The sequence below is a fragment of the Chromatiaceae bacterium genome (assembly GCA_016714645.1).
GTDB lineage: Bacteria > Pseudomonadota > Gammaproteobacteria > Chromatiales > Chromatiaceae > M0108.
In genome coordinates this window covers 951908-967745 of sequence record JADKCI010000001.1, presented here as the reverse complement: position 1 = coordinate 967745, position 15838 = coordinate 951908, and the positions used below count along the sequence as shown (strand labels likewise).

The window sequence follows — 15838 nt, the reverse complement described above, 5'->3', positions numbered from 1 at the left end:
CATGCGCCGCCTGGTACGCCTCCTCCTCATTCTGACCAGCCTGCCGCTCCTCCTGGTCGCCGCCCTCTGGGGGGCCGCCAACACCGGGCCGGGGCGGGACTTCATTGCCCGCCAGATCGGCCCCCTGAGCAGCGGCCTGGTCCAGGTAGAGGGCCTGGCGGGCCAGTTGCCCCTGAACCCACGCCTGGCCCGGCTGGAAATCCGCGACGCCGAGGGCGTCTGGCTCCTGGTTGAAGAGGTGGCCCTGGACCTGAACCCCTGGCCGCTTTGGCGAGGCCAGATCCAGGTCGAGGCCCTGACGGCGACGACCCTGGCCCTGGACCGGCTCCCCGCCTACGCGGAGAGCACGGAGACCTCAACACCCTTCCAACCGCCCCCCCTGGCCCTGCGCCACCTCGCCGTCCAGCGTCTGACCCTGGGGCAAGTGGCGCCCGGGGCGCCCGCCATGAGCGTCACGGGCCAGGGGACCCTGACCCGTCTCGATGACTTCTCGGCCCAAGTCGCCCTTGAGATCCCCGGCCGCGCGGACCGCTACCAGGTGGCGCTGACGGCCAGCCCCGCGGACCTCCGCCTCGACCTCCAGATCCACGAGGACCCCGCGGGCCTGATCAGCGCCCTCCTCCGTGCCCAGGGCGTGCGGCTGCCACCGGAGGTGGATCGCTGGCAACTAGCGGCCAAGGGCACGGGTCCCTGGACCGCCCTCGCCCTCACGGCCGACCTGGCGGCGGGCCCCCTCCAGGCCACGGCGGCTGGCCAGCTCGATCTGCAGACCCAGTCCGCCGCCAACCTCAAGCTGCGGGCCGAGCTACCGACCATGTCCCTGGCGTTACCGGATGGCGCGACCATGGCCTGGCAGGCTATTCACCTGGAGGCCGATCTCAATGGACCCTGGAGTGCGCCCCAGGGCCAGGCCCAGTTGGAGGCAACGGGTCTGGACTACGGCGAATCGGGGCTGTCCCGCTTGACGGCCCACCTGGAAGGCGATGCCCAGGGCGTGAGACTGGAAGGCCAGGCCAAGGGCGCCCGCATCCCAAAGGCCCCGCCCGAATTCGCCGAGCAGCCCTTGCGCCTGACCGCCGAACTTGCGCCCCGGGAGCCGGGCCAACCCTTCCGCCTCGACCTCGATCACCCCATCGCCCAATTCTCGTCCCAGGGTAAACTGGAGGAGCTGTCGGGACAGGCGACCCTCACCCTGGCCGATCTCACCACGCTTGCCATCCTGACGGGACAAGACCTGGCCGGCAAGGTCCAGGTCGTCGCTGATTTCGCCCTCGGCGAGGCCGCCGGCCGCTCGCCCCGACTGGCAGCCAGCGGCGAGGTACATCTTACCCGGGCACCCGGCCCGACCCTGGGCCTCCTCGGCCCCGAAGCCCGGCTGGCTGTGACCGCCGCCCCGGTGAACGGTACCTGGCAACTCGCCAGCGCCCGCATCGATGGCGCCAAGCTACAGGTCCTAGCCACCGGCTGTGCCGCCGAAGAGTCGGGTGCGGAGGGATCGGGCCCGGATGCGCCCCCGCTGGCGCCGCCCAGCGACTGCGCGGCGGGACCCCACCAAGCCCTGCATTGGTCCCTGGACCTGCCCGACCTCACCGCCCTGGCCAGCGACTGGACCGGCCGGTTCCAGGCCGAGGGCACCTTCGCGGGCTGGCCACCGCCCAGTCACGCGGATGCCGCCACCCCCGCGGCCTCCGACCTGAGTGCCAACCTGACCCTGGACGCCCGTCATGCCCAACTCGGTGCCGCCAAGGTCACTGGCCAACTCGCGGCCAACCTGAGCGAGGCGAGTGGCGACCTGAGCCTGGGCGGCGACTGGGGTGGCCAGCCCCTCGCCCTCCGCCTCCTGGCTGACCGCGCGGCGAATGGCGCACTGAACCTCACCCTCGACGGCAGCCATCTAGCCGGAATCACCGCCAGCGGCCAAATGCACCTGCCCACGGGCGCCACCCTGCCCCAGGGCGAACTCAAGCTGGAGGCCAGCCGTCTCGCCGACCTGGGGCCGCTTCTGGGTCAGGAGTTGGCCGGCAGCCTCGATCTGCGCCTGAACCTGACCGCGACCCAGGCCAATCTCACCGCCACGGGCAAGGGGCTGCGTCTACCCAGCGCCATCGGTATCGGCCAGGTCAGCCTGGAGGGTAAGGTAGCCGATCTCCCGGCCCTGGCCGGCATCGAGGCCCGACTCCAGGTTGATGGCCTGACCGCTCCCGAGGTGGCGGGGGACCTGACCCTGACCGCCAAGGGCCAACAGAGCGCCCTGGACCTGACGGCTACCTCCCGCCTGACCACCTCCCCCCTGGGCGCCGCCAGCCTGGGGTTGGCGGCCGGTCTGGACATCCCTGGCCACCGGCTGTCCCTCACCAAGCTGGAGACCCAGGCCAATGGCGAGACCCTGCGTCTGCTGGCCCCCGCGGCAGTGGATTTCAAGGATGGCCTGGCGGTAGATCATCTCAGGCTGGGGCTGGGCACCGGCACCCTCGACCTCAGGGGCCGCCTGCTGCCCGAGCTGGACCTGGAGGCCAGCCTGGTCAAGCTGCCCCTCGAAAGGATCGCCGCCCTCGCCGGCAGACCCGTCGCCGCTGGTCTCCTCGACGCTCAAGTCAAGCTCAAGGGCCAGCCAGACGCCCCGGCGGGCAGCCTGAGCCTCAAGGGCAGCAGCCTAAGACTGACCGAGGACAACGGCTTCGGGATGCCTCCCGCCGGGCTGGATACCAACCTGACCCTCAAGCCCGGCGCCAACGCCCTGGATGTCAGTGCCCAAATGGGGCCTAAAGGCAACCTGCGGCTGCGCGGCCAGGTCGGCGGTACCCTGCCCCTGGCCCCCGGCGTCCTCGCCCTGCGCGCGGACGGCCACATCGACCTCGGCCTCCTGGATCCCCTGCTCACCCCCGCTGGCCGTCAGGCCACGGGTCAGGCCAACCTCGATGCCCGCATCGCCGGCACCCTGGCCGCGCCCAAGCTCGAAGGCCGGCTAGGCCTCGCCGGGGTCGCCTATCGCGACTGGAACTCGGGACTCAACCTCACCCACATCGCCGGCAATCTGATCCTGGATGGCGACCGGCTGCATCTGGAGGGCCTGTCCGGCCAGGCCGGCAGCGGCACCCTGACAATCTCCGGCGACATCGGCCTGCTCGCCCCGGGCCTGCCCCTGAACCTGAGCCTGGTCGCCCGCAACGCCGAGCCCATCCGCTTCGACTGGCTGAAGCTCAGGGGCGATGCCGATCTCAGTCTCAAGGGCCCCGCCGCCGGGGCGACCCTGGCGGGCAAGATCCACTTCGACCGCATCGACATCCGTCTGCCCGAACGCGTGGCGGCGAGCGTCCCCATCCTGACGGTGCGCGAAGAGGGCGTGTCTCGCCAACCTCGCGCCCAGCCTCCGCAAGCGGCAACCCCCGCAGTGCCCTTCCAGATGGGTCTGGAACTGAGCCTGGCCGCCCCCCGCGGCGTCTATATCCGTGGCAAGGGCGTGGACGCCGAACTGGGGGGAGAGCTGCAAGTGGGCGGCAACCTGGACCAGCCCGCCATCGCCGGCGGCTTCAACCTGATCCGCGGCGAGTACATCCTGGTCGGTCAGACCCTGAAATTCAGCCGTGGCCGCATCGGCCTGGATGGTGCCGCCGGGCTGGACCCCACCCTGGACCTGGAGGCGCGGGTAACGGCAGCGGGCAGCACCGCCATCCTTGGCGTCAAAGGCACGGCGACCGAACCGCGCATCGTCCTAAGTGGGGAGCCCGAGCTGCCCCAGGACGAGATTCTGTCCCGCCTCCTCTTCGGCGTCGCCGGCACCCGCCTTTCGCCCTGGCAGACGGCGCAGGTGGGCCTCGCCGCCGCGCGCCTGGCCGGGCTAGGCCCCAAGGGGCCCGGTCTCCTGGAAAGCGCCCGCACCACCCTGGGGCTCGACAGGCTGAGCGTCGGCACCGACAAGGACGGGGGCACCACCGCCGAGGCGGGCCGCCAGCTCTCCGAACGTGTCTATCTTGGCGCCCGCCAAGGCACCCGCGCCGGCGAGACCCAGGGCGTCCTGCGCATCGAACTCACTCCCAGCCTCCGCCTCGAGACCGATATCGGCGCAAGCAGCAGTTCCCGCGCCGGCATCGCCTACGAACGTGAATACTGAAATCCTTTCCCGAGGAGGATAGGGCCGCCGAGCGGACGGATTATTGCGTTATCATTTACGCCTTCAACCGGAGGGAGATTTGGATGTTTGACTGGATTTTTCTGCCCGAGGCCTGGCTGGCCCTGGCGACCCTAACGGCGCTCGAAATCGTACTGGGTATCGACAACATTATCTTCCTCACCATCCTGGTGGGCCGGCTGCCGGAGCATCAGCGCCAGCGGGGACGGGTGATCGGTCTGGCGTTGGCGATGGGTACCCGCATCGCCCTGCTGCTTTCCCTGGCCTGGATGATGAAGCTGGTTGCCCCCTGGTTCATCATCCTGGGGCATGAAATCTCGGGGCGGGACCTGATCCTGATTCTGGGCGGACTCTTCCTGCTCTTCAAAAGCACCATGGAGATCCACGAGGCCGTGGAGGGGCCCGAGGCGGGCGAGCCCTCCCTGGCCGGCAAGGCTGGGGCCGGTTTTGTGTCCATCGTTGTCCAAATCGCCATCATCGACATCGTTTTTTCCCTCGACTCCGTCATCACCGCCGTCGGCATGGCCAGTCAAGTCCCGGTGATGGTGATCGCGATCGTCCTGGCGGTGGGGGTCATGATGTTCGCGGCCAAAACCATTGGCGACTTTGTGGACCTTCATCCCACCATCAAGATGCTGGCCTTGAGCTTCCTGGTCCTGATCGGCTTCGCCCTGGTGGGCGAGGGCCTCGGCCTGCACATCCCCAAGGGCTACATCTACTTCGCCATGGCCTTCTCGCTGGGGGTGGAGATGGTCAATATGCGGATGCGCACCAAAGCTAAGCCGGTGGAGCTGCGCAAGTGGCTGGAGGAGGATGCTCCCGAGGTGCCCCGCCAGGACATAGCCTGACATGGCCCTGTCAGATCCCTTGTCAGGCCTGGCGCCAGGCAAGGGACCCGGTTTCACGCCCGAGAGGGTCAGCCTTGGGCCGAGGTCGGCCCCGGCCTCCGGTTCCGGGGCTTCCATGAATCTTGATGCCTGAAGAAGAGCTTGCGATGAAATCCTGTTTCCAGCCCAGTGCCCGCCAGATGAACTGGCTGATCGCGATCGGGTTCGGCTCGGTCTTCTACGCCTACTATCTGCGCCATATGGTCATTCAGAACACCCATGTCTTTCTGGCCTGTCAGGAGGGCCTGGATACCTGGCTCTGCTCGACCATGAATCTCGCCATCCTGCTCTTCAACCAAGGGGCCTTCGGCGCGGTGGCGGTGGTGGCGGCCTGCCTGCATCTATTCTGGCCGTCGGTCCTGCTCTTCGCCCTCGCCCTCGGTGCCGCCGGCTTTGGACTGGTGATGCAGAATGGCGACATGGCCGGGTTGGCGGTCGGTTTGCTGGTGCTCAGTCTGGCTCGCCCCGCGCGATCATAAGGGTAAGGGCGAGCACCGCCAGGGCAAGGCAGAAGCCTACGGCCTGCCAGTTGGCTACACCTTCGTTGAGCAGGATGTAAACCGCCGCCAGCGCCAGGATCGTGGCGGCGGTCTTTTCCGCCAGGGGCCTGGAGCTGGAGCCTTGCCGCCGGCGCAACGCTAGCACCAGGAAGGGTATGAGCCCGCCGATGAGTTGGGCGTAGGGGAAATCGACATAGCGCGGGTCGAACACCAGCATCAGCGCCGTCTGGATCGTCAGGACCACCAGGGCCGCCAGGGCCAGCCCCGCGGCGACCGCGCAGCGGTCCCGAGGCCAGCGGGCCACTGGGCCCATCACCCGATAGAGCGGCGGCACCCCTTGCCGTACCATCAGTGCCCCCGCGCCGGAGATGGGTGCCAGAGCCGCCACCGCCACCCAGGCCATGGAACCGATCCAGCCGGACAGACCCAGGCTCTCCACCCACATGGCCTCGACGGCCAACCCGATGGCGGTGCCTGACACCAGGGCGATGGCCGCGACGCCAAACCAGGCGGCCGTCGTAGCCCCGCTCGTGCGCCGGGCCGACCAGCCAGCGGCCAGGAAGATGAGGGTTACGAGCAGGACGCCCATCAGGGCCTGCCAGGGCCAGAAGGGATGGTTCGATACCGGCTGGCCCCAGGCGAATTTCGGCGCGCGCCCCTCGGCATCGAACAGGCCCCAGTAGCCGCCGACCGTGCCCTCGCGTTGGCGCTTCCAAGGCTGATCGAAGGCCTCGATCAGATTGACGCCAAACTTTTCCCGGTCGGCCAAGGCCATGACCTCATGGAGAAAACGGGCTTGATTGACCCGCGATGGCGTGGCCCCATCCCGCATCCGTCCCGCGCTCGGCCAGCCGATCTCGCCGATGAATATCTCCTTATCGGGCAGCAGGGCCACGATTTTCTGGCGTGTCGCCTCCGCATGGGCGACCGCGCCCGCCACCGGGGTGGGGAAGTCCTCCCAGTAGGGCAAGAGGTGGATGGTGACGAAGTCCACGTCCTTGGCGAGGTCGGGATGACGCAGCCAGAATTCCGGGACATCCGCATAGGTCACCGGCACCGGCACGGCGGCCTTGACCTCGCGAATGGTGGCCCCGAGGTCGGCGGGGGTCATTTCGCCGCGGAGCAGCACCTCGTTGCCGACCACCACCGCGGACACGACCTCGGGATAGCGTTGCGCCAGACCGATGGCGGTATCAATCTGCGTGCGATTCCGGTCACGCTCCGGGGCGAGCCAGATGCCCAGCATCACCTTCAGTCCCGCCTGTTTGGCTAGCTCCGGCACGAGATGGGTACCATGATTGACGCCATAGGTGCGGATGCAGCCGGTGCGGGTCGCCAGTTGGCCCAGGTCCGCGGCGATGCGCGCCGGATCGATCTGGATGTCGCCGACGAGGGGGCTCTCGTCGCCGCGAAAGGGCGCGTAGGAGAGACAGGGCGTTTGGCTCGCCTCGCCTTTTAGGGTTGGCATGGGTTCCGGCCGGCCCAATCCCCACCAAAGAGCCGTGACCACCAGCAGGGAGAGCGCGTAGAGACTAAGGGGGAGCTTCATCGGGAACCTGTTGCAAGAGGGACGGATACGGATGCTTAGGGACGCGAGGCCATAAAGGCCAGCCTTGGCGTCGCATCAGGGGGATGGCGGATGCTTCCCGAGCCTCGGCCGCGCCATCAGAGCTTGGCGTCCTGGCCTGGAGGCGCGGGGCTGGCCGCCCTAGGCCTGAACTGGGGGCGGTCCAGCCAGTAGGGATCGGCTACGCCCTCACGATAAGCCTCCAGCGACGCGGGGGAGGAGTTGACGCGCAGGTTGGCGAAGGTCCCTTCCTCGGTCTCCCAGCGCTCATGCCAGAAGACGGCGGCGCGGAAGAGGCGGTAGGGGTCCTTGAGGGCGGGGAAGGCGGCGCGGATGAAGTCTGCCTTGTCCCCGGGCTTAAATTCGCCCACCCCCCACTCGGCCAGAATCATGGGCTTATCGGGATTGATGCGGTGCAAGGCGGGATAGGCATCCTCCAGGACGTCATTAAAGGAGGGCGAACCGTCGAAGCGATTCAGTTTGCCGTAGGCACTCAGTCCCAGCCAATCCGCGTAGGCGTCCCCGGGATAGTAGTTGGCCATCACATTCCAGGGCTCCTTGGGCAGGGAGGCATTGTTGGCATGAAAACCCCAGAGAATGTTATCGACACCCCGGGCCCTGACACGGTCGATGACGTAGCGATTAGCCCTTTTCACCAGCTCGGGGCCGGCGTAAAGGGTACGCCCCTCCTCCTCGCCAACAATCTCGCCACCCCCGTACAAGACGCCTGACCAGGGGAACCAGCTACCGTTAGCCTCCAGGCCCCAGGTGACGAGCAGGGGCTTGCCATGGGCCTTGGCCCCGTCGGCCCATTGGTCGATATAGGCGTCCCATTGACCCGCGAGGATGCTCGGGACCTTGAAGCGGTCTGGACCGCGGTTTTCCATATAGGGCCGATCCCAGGGTGACCAGAAGATCAGCGGCACGGCCCCATAGGCGGCAATGATATTGGCGGCCTTGGTGGGGAACTGCTGCTCCCCCCAGAAGCTACCAAAGGCGACGATGGCGAGATGTTTGCCGGTCAGCTTCTCGAAGTCCGTGAGGGCGTCATAGGTGACATCGCCCTCGCCCTCGCCAAAATCCACATAGGCCCCCGTATAAGCCGCGTCCTTGGGCAGGACGAGATCCACTGGCCCCGTGGGCATGACCGCGGCCGGGACCCGCTTATCCGCCGATTCACCACTCTGACCACAGCCCGTCAGGACCGCCAACAGCGCCAGCATGCCCAGCAGCCTGGCCGACGCCAGCGCGGGCCAGCCTCGGCCTGGGTATAGCGGAGGTAAACTCATCCCCGCCTACCCTCCGTCAGGCCCTGGGCGACCGTGGCGGTGCGATCCAGTTTGCCCCAACCCACCCATACCCCCTTAAGGGCCTTGAAGATGGCCTTGGCGACAGCGTAATTGAAGACGGGCCGGTAGATGATCCGCATCGGCAGGATGAGCCAAACCTGGCGCAGGGGTTCGCGCTCAATCCAATAGGCTACCGCCGCCAGCAGCATGTCCGAGGCGATGAAAATAAAAAAGTAGATATAGAGCAGCAGATTGGTCGGGTTGAGAATGAGGGCCGCGAGCAGCACCCCATCCACCAGCAGCCCGATGGCCACCAGCACGAAATTGAAGAACCAGGCATTGGGCAGGCTGAACCAACCCAGGGCGCCATGCCGCAGGGCGAAGAGCAGGTCCCGGTGTTTCCAGAGGCACTGCAGGGTCCCGAAGGCCCAGCGGAAACGCTGACGGGCAAAGGTGCGCGGGGTCTCGGGGGCCTCGGTCCAGGCCACCGCCTGGGGGGCATAACGGATGCGGTAGCCCTGGCGGTGCAGGCTCAGGGTGAGGTCCGTATCCTCGGCCAGAGTGTCGGTGCTGATCCCCCCCGCGGCCCGGATGGCGTCCAGCCGGAAGGCGCTCACCGCCCCGGGGACCACGGTGATGCAGTTCAAGTGATCATAAGCCCGACGGTCCAGGTTGAAGCCGCAGGAATACTCCAGGGCCTGAAAGCGGGCAAAGAGGGTTGCGAGGTTACCGACCCGCGCCCGGCCGGAGACGGCGCCGACCCGGGGATCGGCGAAGGGCCGCACCAGCTCGGTGATGGTGCCGGGCTCGAACTGGGTATCGGCATCCAGGCTGACAACGATCCCATGTCTGACCTCCTGGAGGCCCTTGATCAGGGCCCGGGCCTTGCCCAGATTGGCCTGGCGCACCAGGCGAATGCGATCATCCTCCTTCACCATGGCGGCGACGATATCACCGGTCCCGTCACTGGAGCCGTCATCGACCACGATCACCTCCATGGGTCCGGGATAGCGGGTGGCAAGCAGGGTTTTCAGCGTTTGGCGAATCACCTTGGCCTCGTTATAGGCCGCCACCAGCACGGACACGGGCGGACAGGAGGGGGGCGGACACTCAAGCGGCGGCCAGTCGGACGCGGCCCGAGCCAGGCGCTCGGCGCGGCGACTACGCAAGGCGAGTCCAATCACCATGAGGGTCTTGAGGATGGTCAGGGCGGTGGCCAGGATCAAGAGGGCCCAGAGGAAATTGCTCACGGCGTGGATGATCTCGAAGCCGCCGTCGCTGATCATACGGATGATGGGCTGCTGATTGGCCGGCACGGGGGGCATGAGTTGCGCTGCCGGGATTTTCAGGATCTCGGAGAGCGGCAGGATGGTCTCGCCCCTGGCCCGCAGGTAGTGGATGATCTCGGGCAAGACCTCTACCGTTTGGGTCCGGTCGCCGCCCGCGTCATGGAGCAGGACGATGCTGCCCCCATCCCGCCGGCCCATGCGGACACGCTCGAGCATGGTCTCCACCCCCGGCTTAGCCCAGTCCTCGGGATCGATATCCATGGTCACCGTCAGATAACCCATGCGCTGGGCAATGCCAATGGGCACCAGTTCCTCGACGGTATGGGGGTTGGTATCGGCGTTGTAGGGGGGCCGGAAGAGGATGGTGGACTGGCCAGTAATGGATTCAATCAGGCGCTGAGTGGCGTTCAGCTCCAGCCTGGCCCTCTCCTCCGAGACCTCGGCGATATTGGGGTGGGTGTAGGTGTGGTTACCGATCAGGTGCCCCTCGCGGACAATCCGCTGAACCAGTTCGGGATGCTTCTCCATGTTGGCGCCGATCAGGAAAAAGGTCGCCCGCACCCCCTCACTTTTAAGGATATCCAACAGGGCCGGGGTCCATTCAGGGTCCGGGCCATCGTCGAAGGTAATGGCAACCGCATCCTGGGGTCCCGCGCCCTCATGCACCAGTGTCAGATATGTGGGGAACTTCTCGTAGCGGGCGCTGGCCAGGTTGTTCTTGTCAAGGGTGACGCGGCGGAGACCATCGGCGCGGTGGTCGTCGATGGTAATGAGACTGCCCTTGCCGACATGGGCCATGGCATTGCCGGGGCTGAGGGTTTCGAGCTGGGCGAGGTCTAGCGGGGCAAGAGGCTTGGCGGGATCGAGGGCCAGGACGGGCCAAATGTCGGGGTCCTCGGTACCCAGCCGGAAGATAGCGATGCCGCCGGCCTGACTGGCCCGAGTGGCCCGCAACTGGTTCAGGAAGGTGACGGCGTCCAGAAACCAGATATTGTGGACGGCGTCCTGATCCTGGTACCGGAAGCGCGGATTCAGGGTTGGCGAATCGAAGGCCAGGCCCTTCTGGGCCGAGCGCCCGGCCATGGCCATAGCGTCCTCGAAACTGATGAGACTGGCCTCCTCGTCACCCTCCCGCCAGTCGTAACCATAGGCACCGATGCCGATCACCCATTGGCCCGGCTGGCCATAGCCCTGGGTCAAGGTGCCGAGCCAACCATTGAAGAAGGTTTGGGAGGCCACCGGACCGGGCGGATTGAGTTCGGCGTTCTCGTCGTAGAGGGCGGCGACGAACCGATCGACATGGGCGGCGAGGGGCTCCAGGTCCAGCAGGACCAATTGGCGGCGGGCCGGGACACTGAGCCACAGCTCCAGATCATTAGCGTGGAGTGCCGCGGCCACTCGGGCCAGCAAGGCGGTCAGGGCCTCCCGGTAGTAGGGATCGATCTGCTGCCAGTCGATGAGGACGCCCGCCGCGCCGACCTCCTGGAGGGTCACCACCAGATTGGCCGCGAGGAGTTCCTGTTGGGCAAGGGGCCCATTCAGCAGGGTCTCCACCGCCTCGGGCTGCCAGACCTCGTTGGCATCCAGGTTGCGCAGTTGGGGAATGAGGGCCAGACCCGCCTCTCGCGCCAGCTCCAGGACCTCCTCGGACTGGGTCAGCTTGATCCCGCCCTGGCCATTCTCCAGGTAGAGCCAGTCGGGGGCCAGGTGGGTGAGTTGGTCGGCATGGGCCTTGAGGGAGGCGAGGGCGGCGGGGTCCCAAGTCTCGAAATAGCCCAGGCGGATGTCACCCGTGGGCCCAGCGCCGGACACGGCCAACCCCCGACCCTTGTGCTCCTTGGCGAAATCCAGCCAGAGGGGCTTGGCCGCCTCCCGACGGGCCTGTTCCACCGGGGGCTGGGCCTGCAGCCGCGCTTTGAGCTGTTCCGCCGCCGGGGGCAGTCCGAGGCTCGAAGGTACGAACAGCGTCTGAATGAAAATGACCATGCCTAAGGCCGCCAGCCCCCCCAGGAGCAGGCTATAGCGCTTGAATCTTGGCCAGCGCTTGCCTGGGCGATCAAGGAAGACGAAGGATTCCGCGCCCTCGGAGCCCGGTTGGCCCTCCCGCCGATCACTGGTTGTGGGTTCTAGTGACATCTTTCCTAATCCTACCGCCCAGGGCTGATGGGTGTAAGGGGGCTGCCGGCGAGCCATGCGGCGGTCTGCTTGCGTTGCTTGGCCGGCATTATGGCGAGAGATTCCTAGGGGTGGAAGGGTACCGACGTGACTATATCAGGCGCAACGCCATCCCATAACAGGGGGCGCGTAGAATAAGCGAACTTTCGCTGGCCCGTGGATAAAAACCTCGCCCCCATGAAACGCCCTAACCACATTGTATTATTGTCTTTTTTGTTGCTGTCCGCCTGCCAGCAGCCGACCGAAACCCTCTTGACCGGGGATACCCAAGGCACCAGTTGGCACCTCAAAATGGTCCTGGACGGGACCTCCGCCAACCCGGAGGAGATCGGGACGGCCGTCGCGGCCCTGTTTCGCCGAATAGACGAGCGGTTTTCCAACTGGCGCGAGGATTCGGAACTGGCCCGCTTCAACCAGCAAGAGACCCGGGACTGGCAGAGCCTCTCGCCGGAGGTCGTCCAACTCACCCACCTCGCCCGCGAGATCCATGACAAGACCGGGGGCTGTTACGACCCAACGGTCCAACCCCTCTCGGAACTCTGGGGCTTCGCCCGCGAAGAGCAGCGCCTACCCGAACCCGCGGAGATCCAGGCCATCCTCGCCCACATCGGCATGGACAAGCTGGAGATCGATGCCACCCAGGATCGGCTGCGCAAACGCGACCCGGAGCTGCGGTTGAGCCTGGATTCCATCGCCCAAGGCTACACCATCGGCGCCATGGCCCAACTGCTGGAGGACCGGGGCATCCACAACTACCTCGCCGAAATCGGCGGCGAGATGAAGGTCAAGGGCCACAAGGCCAACGGCAGCGCCTGGCGCGTGGCGGTCGAGAAGCCAAGGCCCATGATCCGGGAGGTCCAGCGCATCCTCGAGCTTCATCGGGAGGCCGGCATTGCCGTCATGACCTCGGGGACCTACCGCAACTATTTCGAGGCCGATGGCAAGACCTATTCCCACATTATCGACCCTCGAACGGGGATGCCCGTCAACCATCGGTTGCTCTCGACTACCGTCCTGCACGAGGACCCGACCCTGGCCGATGCCTGGTCCACCGCCCTCCTCTGTGTGGGCGAGACCGAGGGGTTGCGCATCGCCGAGGCGGAAGGGCTACGGGCCCTGTTCATCCACCAGGAGGGGGACCAGCTCAAGGAGACCTTGAGCCCAGCCTTCGCCAGGTACCTGGAGCCCTGAGCACCGGACCACCAGGCCGGGAACTCCGGCGGGCAACCCCAAATCCAATTTTCGATAATCCGCCAACCCCAATTGTCCCATCCTCGATCCCCGCGGAGGTTTGTCATGACACCCTCACCCCTCTGGCACCAGCACGACGTCGCCACCAGCTTCCAGGAACTCGGCTCCAGGCGGGAGGGCCTGACGGAGGCCGAAGCCCAGGAACGCCTGGCCCGCTTCGGCCCCAATCGCCTCACGCCCCCCCGGAAGCGCGGGCCCCTGATGCGCTTCCTTCTGCAAATCCACAACGTCCTCATCTATGTCCTGCTGGGTGCCGCCGGGGTCACTGCCCTGCTGGGGGAATGGGTCGATACGGGGGTCATCCTGGGCGTAGTCCTCATCAACGCCCTGATTGGCTTCATCCAGGAGGGCAAGGCCGAAAAATCCCTGGACGCCATCCGCAACATGCTCTCGCTCCAAGCCACCGTCATCCGGGAGGGGCAACGGCGGGAAATCGCCGCCGAGGACCTGGTGCCGGGCGAGATCGTGCTCCTGGCCTCCGGGGACAAGGTCCCCGCCGACCTGCGCCTGATCGAGACCCGCAACCTGCGCATCGAGGAGGCGGCCCTCACGGGCGAATCGGAACCGGTGGAAAAATCCCCGGACCCGGTCGCCGCCGACGCCCCCATCGGCGACCGGGTCTGCATGGCTTACTCCGGCACCCTGGTGGTCTTTGGCCAGGGCCGGGGCCTGGTCGTGGCCACCGCCGACAACACCGAGATCGGCCGCATCGGCCGCATGCTGGCGGACGTCGCCGGGGTCATGACCCCGCTCCTCAAGCAAATGGCGGTCTTCGGCCAGTGGCTCACCATCACCATCCTGGCCCTGGCCGCCTTCGCCCTGGGCTTTGGTATGCTGGTCCACGGCCAGGGCGCCGCCGACATGTTCCTGGCCGCGGTGGGCATGGCCGTCGCCGCCATCCCCGAGGGCCTGCCCGCCATCATGACCATCACCCTGGCCCTGGGGGTGCAACGCATGGCCGCCCGCCGGGCCATCGTGCGCCGTATGCCCGCCGTGGAGACCCTGGGGGCGGTCACCGTCATCTGTTCCGACAAGACCGGAACCCTGACCAAAAACGAGATGACGGTGGGTCACCTGGTCATGGCCGGCCAGGTCATCGAGGTGCAAGGAACGGGTTACGCGCCCCAGGGTGGCTTCTCGGCCCAAGGCCGGGAACTGGACCTGGAGGAGGTGCCGGCACTCATGGAAATGGGCCGTGTCGCCCTGCTCTGCAACGACGCCCGCCTGCGGGAATCCGGGGGCGACTGGCACCTGGAGGGCGATCCCACCGAGGGGGCCCTGCTCACCCTGGGCTACAAGATGGGCCTGGACCCCTCTTTCGAGGCCGAGGCCCTGCCCCGCCGCGATGTCATCCCCTTCGAATCCCAACATCGCTTCATGGCCACCCTGCACCACGACCACGGCGGCCATGCCTTTGCCTACATCAAGGGCGCCCCGGAAGAGGTGCTCCTGCGGTGCGCCCATCAGCGCCAGGCCGGCGAGGACCAGCCCCTCGATCTCCCCTGGTGGCAGGGCCAGATGGAGACCCTGGGGCAGAGCGGCCAGCGGGTTCTAGCCCTGGCCTTCGCCGCCATGCCCCCGGGCAAGGCGGAACTGGAGTTCACCGACCTGGACGGCGGTCTCACCCTACTGGGGCTGGCGGGCATCATGGACCCACCCCGCGAGGAGGCCATCCGCGCCGTGGCCAACTGCCAGGCCGCCGGCATCCGTGTCAAGATGATCACCGGCGACCACGGCGTCACCGCCCAGGCCATTGGCGCCCGCATGGGCATCGGCAACGGCCGGGCCCTCACCGGGGCCGAGGTGGAGGCCCTGGACGACGAGGCCCTGCGGCAGGCGGCGGCGGAGACGGATATCTTCGCCCGCGCCAGTCCTGAGCACAAGTTGCGGCTGGTCCAGGCCCTCCAGGCCAATGGCGAGGTGGTGGCCATGACCGGCGACGGGGTCAACGACGCCCCGGCCCTGAAACGGGCGGACGTGGGCGTGGCCATGGGCCGCAAGGGCACGGAGGCGGCCAAGGAGGCAGCGGCCGTGGTGCTGGCCGACGACAATTTTGCCACCATCGCCGCCGCCGTGGAGGAAGGCCGCACCGTTTACGATAATCTGCGCAAGGCCGTCATCTATGTACTGCCCGTCAGCGCCGGCCAGGCCGCCATGGTACTGGTGGCCGTGCTCCTGGGCTCCACCCTGCCCATCACCCCGGTGCAGATCCTCTGGGTCAACATGGTGACCGCCGTCACCCTCTCCCTGGCCTTCGCCCTGGAAAAGCCGGAGGCCAACATCATGCGGCGCCCGCCCCGTGACCCGGCCACGCCCCTGGTGGACGGCTTCATGCTCTGGCGCATTCTGTTCGTCACCCTGCTGATGGCCCTGGCCTCCTTTGGTCTCTTTCTCTGGGAAACGGCGCGGGGCGCCGATATCGCCACGGCGCGGACCGTGGCGGTCAATGCCCTGGTGGTGGCGGAGATGTTCTACCTCTTCAACTGCCGCCGCCTGCATGACTCCATCCTCAACCGCGAGGGCTTCCTGGGCAACCGCCTGGCCCTCCAGGCCATCGCCTTCCTGCTGCTGCTGCAACTGGGCTACACCTACCTGCCCCTGATGCAGACCCTCTTCCACACGGCCCCTATCGACCTGACCGCCTGGCTGCTGATTTTGGCCGTTGGGGTCCTGCTGCTCCTGATCGTGGAGGGGGAAAAGGCCCTGATCAGCCGTTACCAACGGCGGGGGACTCGGGGAGGCTGAAGCACC

Annotated in this window: 8 protein-coding genes; 5 read left to right on the top strand and 3 right to left on the bottom strand. The window is 67.0% G+C overall.

Annotated features, from left to right (window positions below):
- The first annotated feature begins 1 nt into the window (after position 1).
- The 3 genes from IPN92_04470 (at position 2) to IPN92_04460 (ending at position 5495) form a co-directional block, all read left to right on the top strand.
- Entirely contained in the window at positions 2 to 4111 is a 4110-nt protein-coding gene (locus IPN92_04470) for a translocation/assembly module TamB domain-containing protein (GenBank protein MBK8637558.1), read from the top strand.
- 83 nt (positions 4112 to 4194) lie between these two features.
- A complete protein-coding gene (locus tag IPN92_04465; protein MBK8637557.1) occupies positions 4195 to 4977 on the top strand; it encodes a TerC family protein in 783 nt (260 codons plus the stop codon).
- Between the two features lie 146 nt (positions 4978 to 5123).
- A complete protein-coding gene (locus IPN92_04460) occupies positions 5124 to 5495 on the top strand; it encodes a hypothetical protein (protein MBK8637556.1) in 372 nt (123 codons plus the stop codon).
- Here the strand turns inward: IPN92_04460 and IPN92_04455 are convergent.
- The 3 genes from IPN92_04455 to IPN92_04445 form a co-directional block, all read right to left on the bottom strand.
- Complete coding sequence (locus IPN92_04455) at positions 5467 to 7065, bottom strand: beta-(1-6) glucans synthase (GenBank protein MBK8637555.1); 1599 nt, start codon at positions 7063 to 7065, stop codon at positions 5467 to 5469. The two genes, IPN92_04460 and IPN92_04455, sit on opposite strands and share 29 nt — an antisense overlap.
- 116 nt (positions 7066 to 7181) lie before the next feature.
- Positions 7182 to 8372: a beta-mannanase gene (locus tag IPN92_04450; GenBank protein MBK8637554.1), complete on the bottom strand. Its 1191-nt coding sequence runs from the start codon at positions 8370 to 8372 to the stop codon at positions 7182 to 7184.
- A complete protein-coding gene (locus IPN92_04445) occupies positions 8369 to 11797 on the bottom strand; it encodes a glycosyltransferase (protein MBK8637553.1) in 3429 nt (1142 codons plus the stop codon). Before IPN92_04445 ends, IPN92_04450 begins: the two co-directional genes overlap by 4 nt.
- Positions 11798 to 12013: 216 nt before the next feature.
- Here IPN92_04445 and IPN92_04440 point away from each other — a divergent pair, with 216 nt between their 5' ends.
- Positions 12014 to 13027, top strand: coding sequence for an FAD:protein FMN transferase (locus IPN92_04440; protein ID MBK8637552.1), 1014 nt, complete (start codon positions 12014 to 12016; stop codon positions 13025 to 13027).
- Positions 13028 to 13132: 105 nt separating this feature from the next.
- The gene (locus IPN92_04435) at positions 13133 to 15832 is read left to right on the top strand and encodes a cation-transporting P-type ATPase (protein ID MBK8637551.1); all 2700 of its coding nucleotides are present in this window, start codon (positions 13133 to 13135) and stop codon (positions 15830 to 15832) included.
- Positions 15833 to 15838 lie beyond the last annotated feature (6 nt).

Excerpts from the sequence above, each read along its gene's own strand:
- IPN92_04470 (MBK8637558.1), top strand. The coding sequence starts at position 2 with ATGCGCCGCCTGGTACGCCTCCTCCTCATTCTGACCAGCCTGCCGCTC.
- IPN92_04465 (MBK8637557.1), top strand. The coding sequence starts at position 4,195 with ATGTTTGACTGGATTTTTCTGCCCGAGGCCTGGCTGGCCCTGGCGACC.
- IPN92_04460 (MBK8637556.1), top strand. The coding sequence starts at position 5,124 with ATGAAATCCTGTTTCCAGCCCAGTGCCCGCCAGATGAACTGGCTGATC.
- IPN92_04455 (MBK8637555.1), bottom strand. The coding sequence starts at position 7,065 with ATGAAGCTCCCCCTTAGTCTCTACGCGCTCTCCCTGCTGGTGGTCACG.
- IPN92_04450 (MBK8637554.1), bottom strand. The coding sequence starts at position 8,372 with ATGAGTTTACCTCCGCTATACCCAGGCCGAGGCTGGCCCGCGCTGGCG.
- IPN92_04445 (MBK8637553.1), bottom strand. The coding sequence starts at position 11,797 with ATGTCACTAGAACCCACAACCAGTGATCGGCGGGAGGGCCAACCGGGC.
- IPN92_04440 (MBK8637552.1), top strand. The coding sequence starts at position 12,014 with ATGAAACGCCCTAACCACATTGTATTATTGTCTTTTTTGTTGCTGTCC.
- IPN92_04435 (MBK8637551.1), top strand. The coding sequence starts at position 13,133 with ATGACACCCTCACCCCTCTGGCACCAGCACGACGTCGCCACCAGCTTC.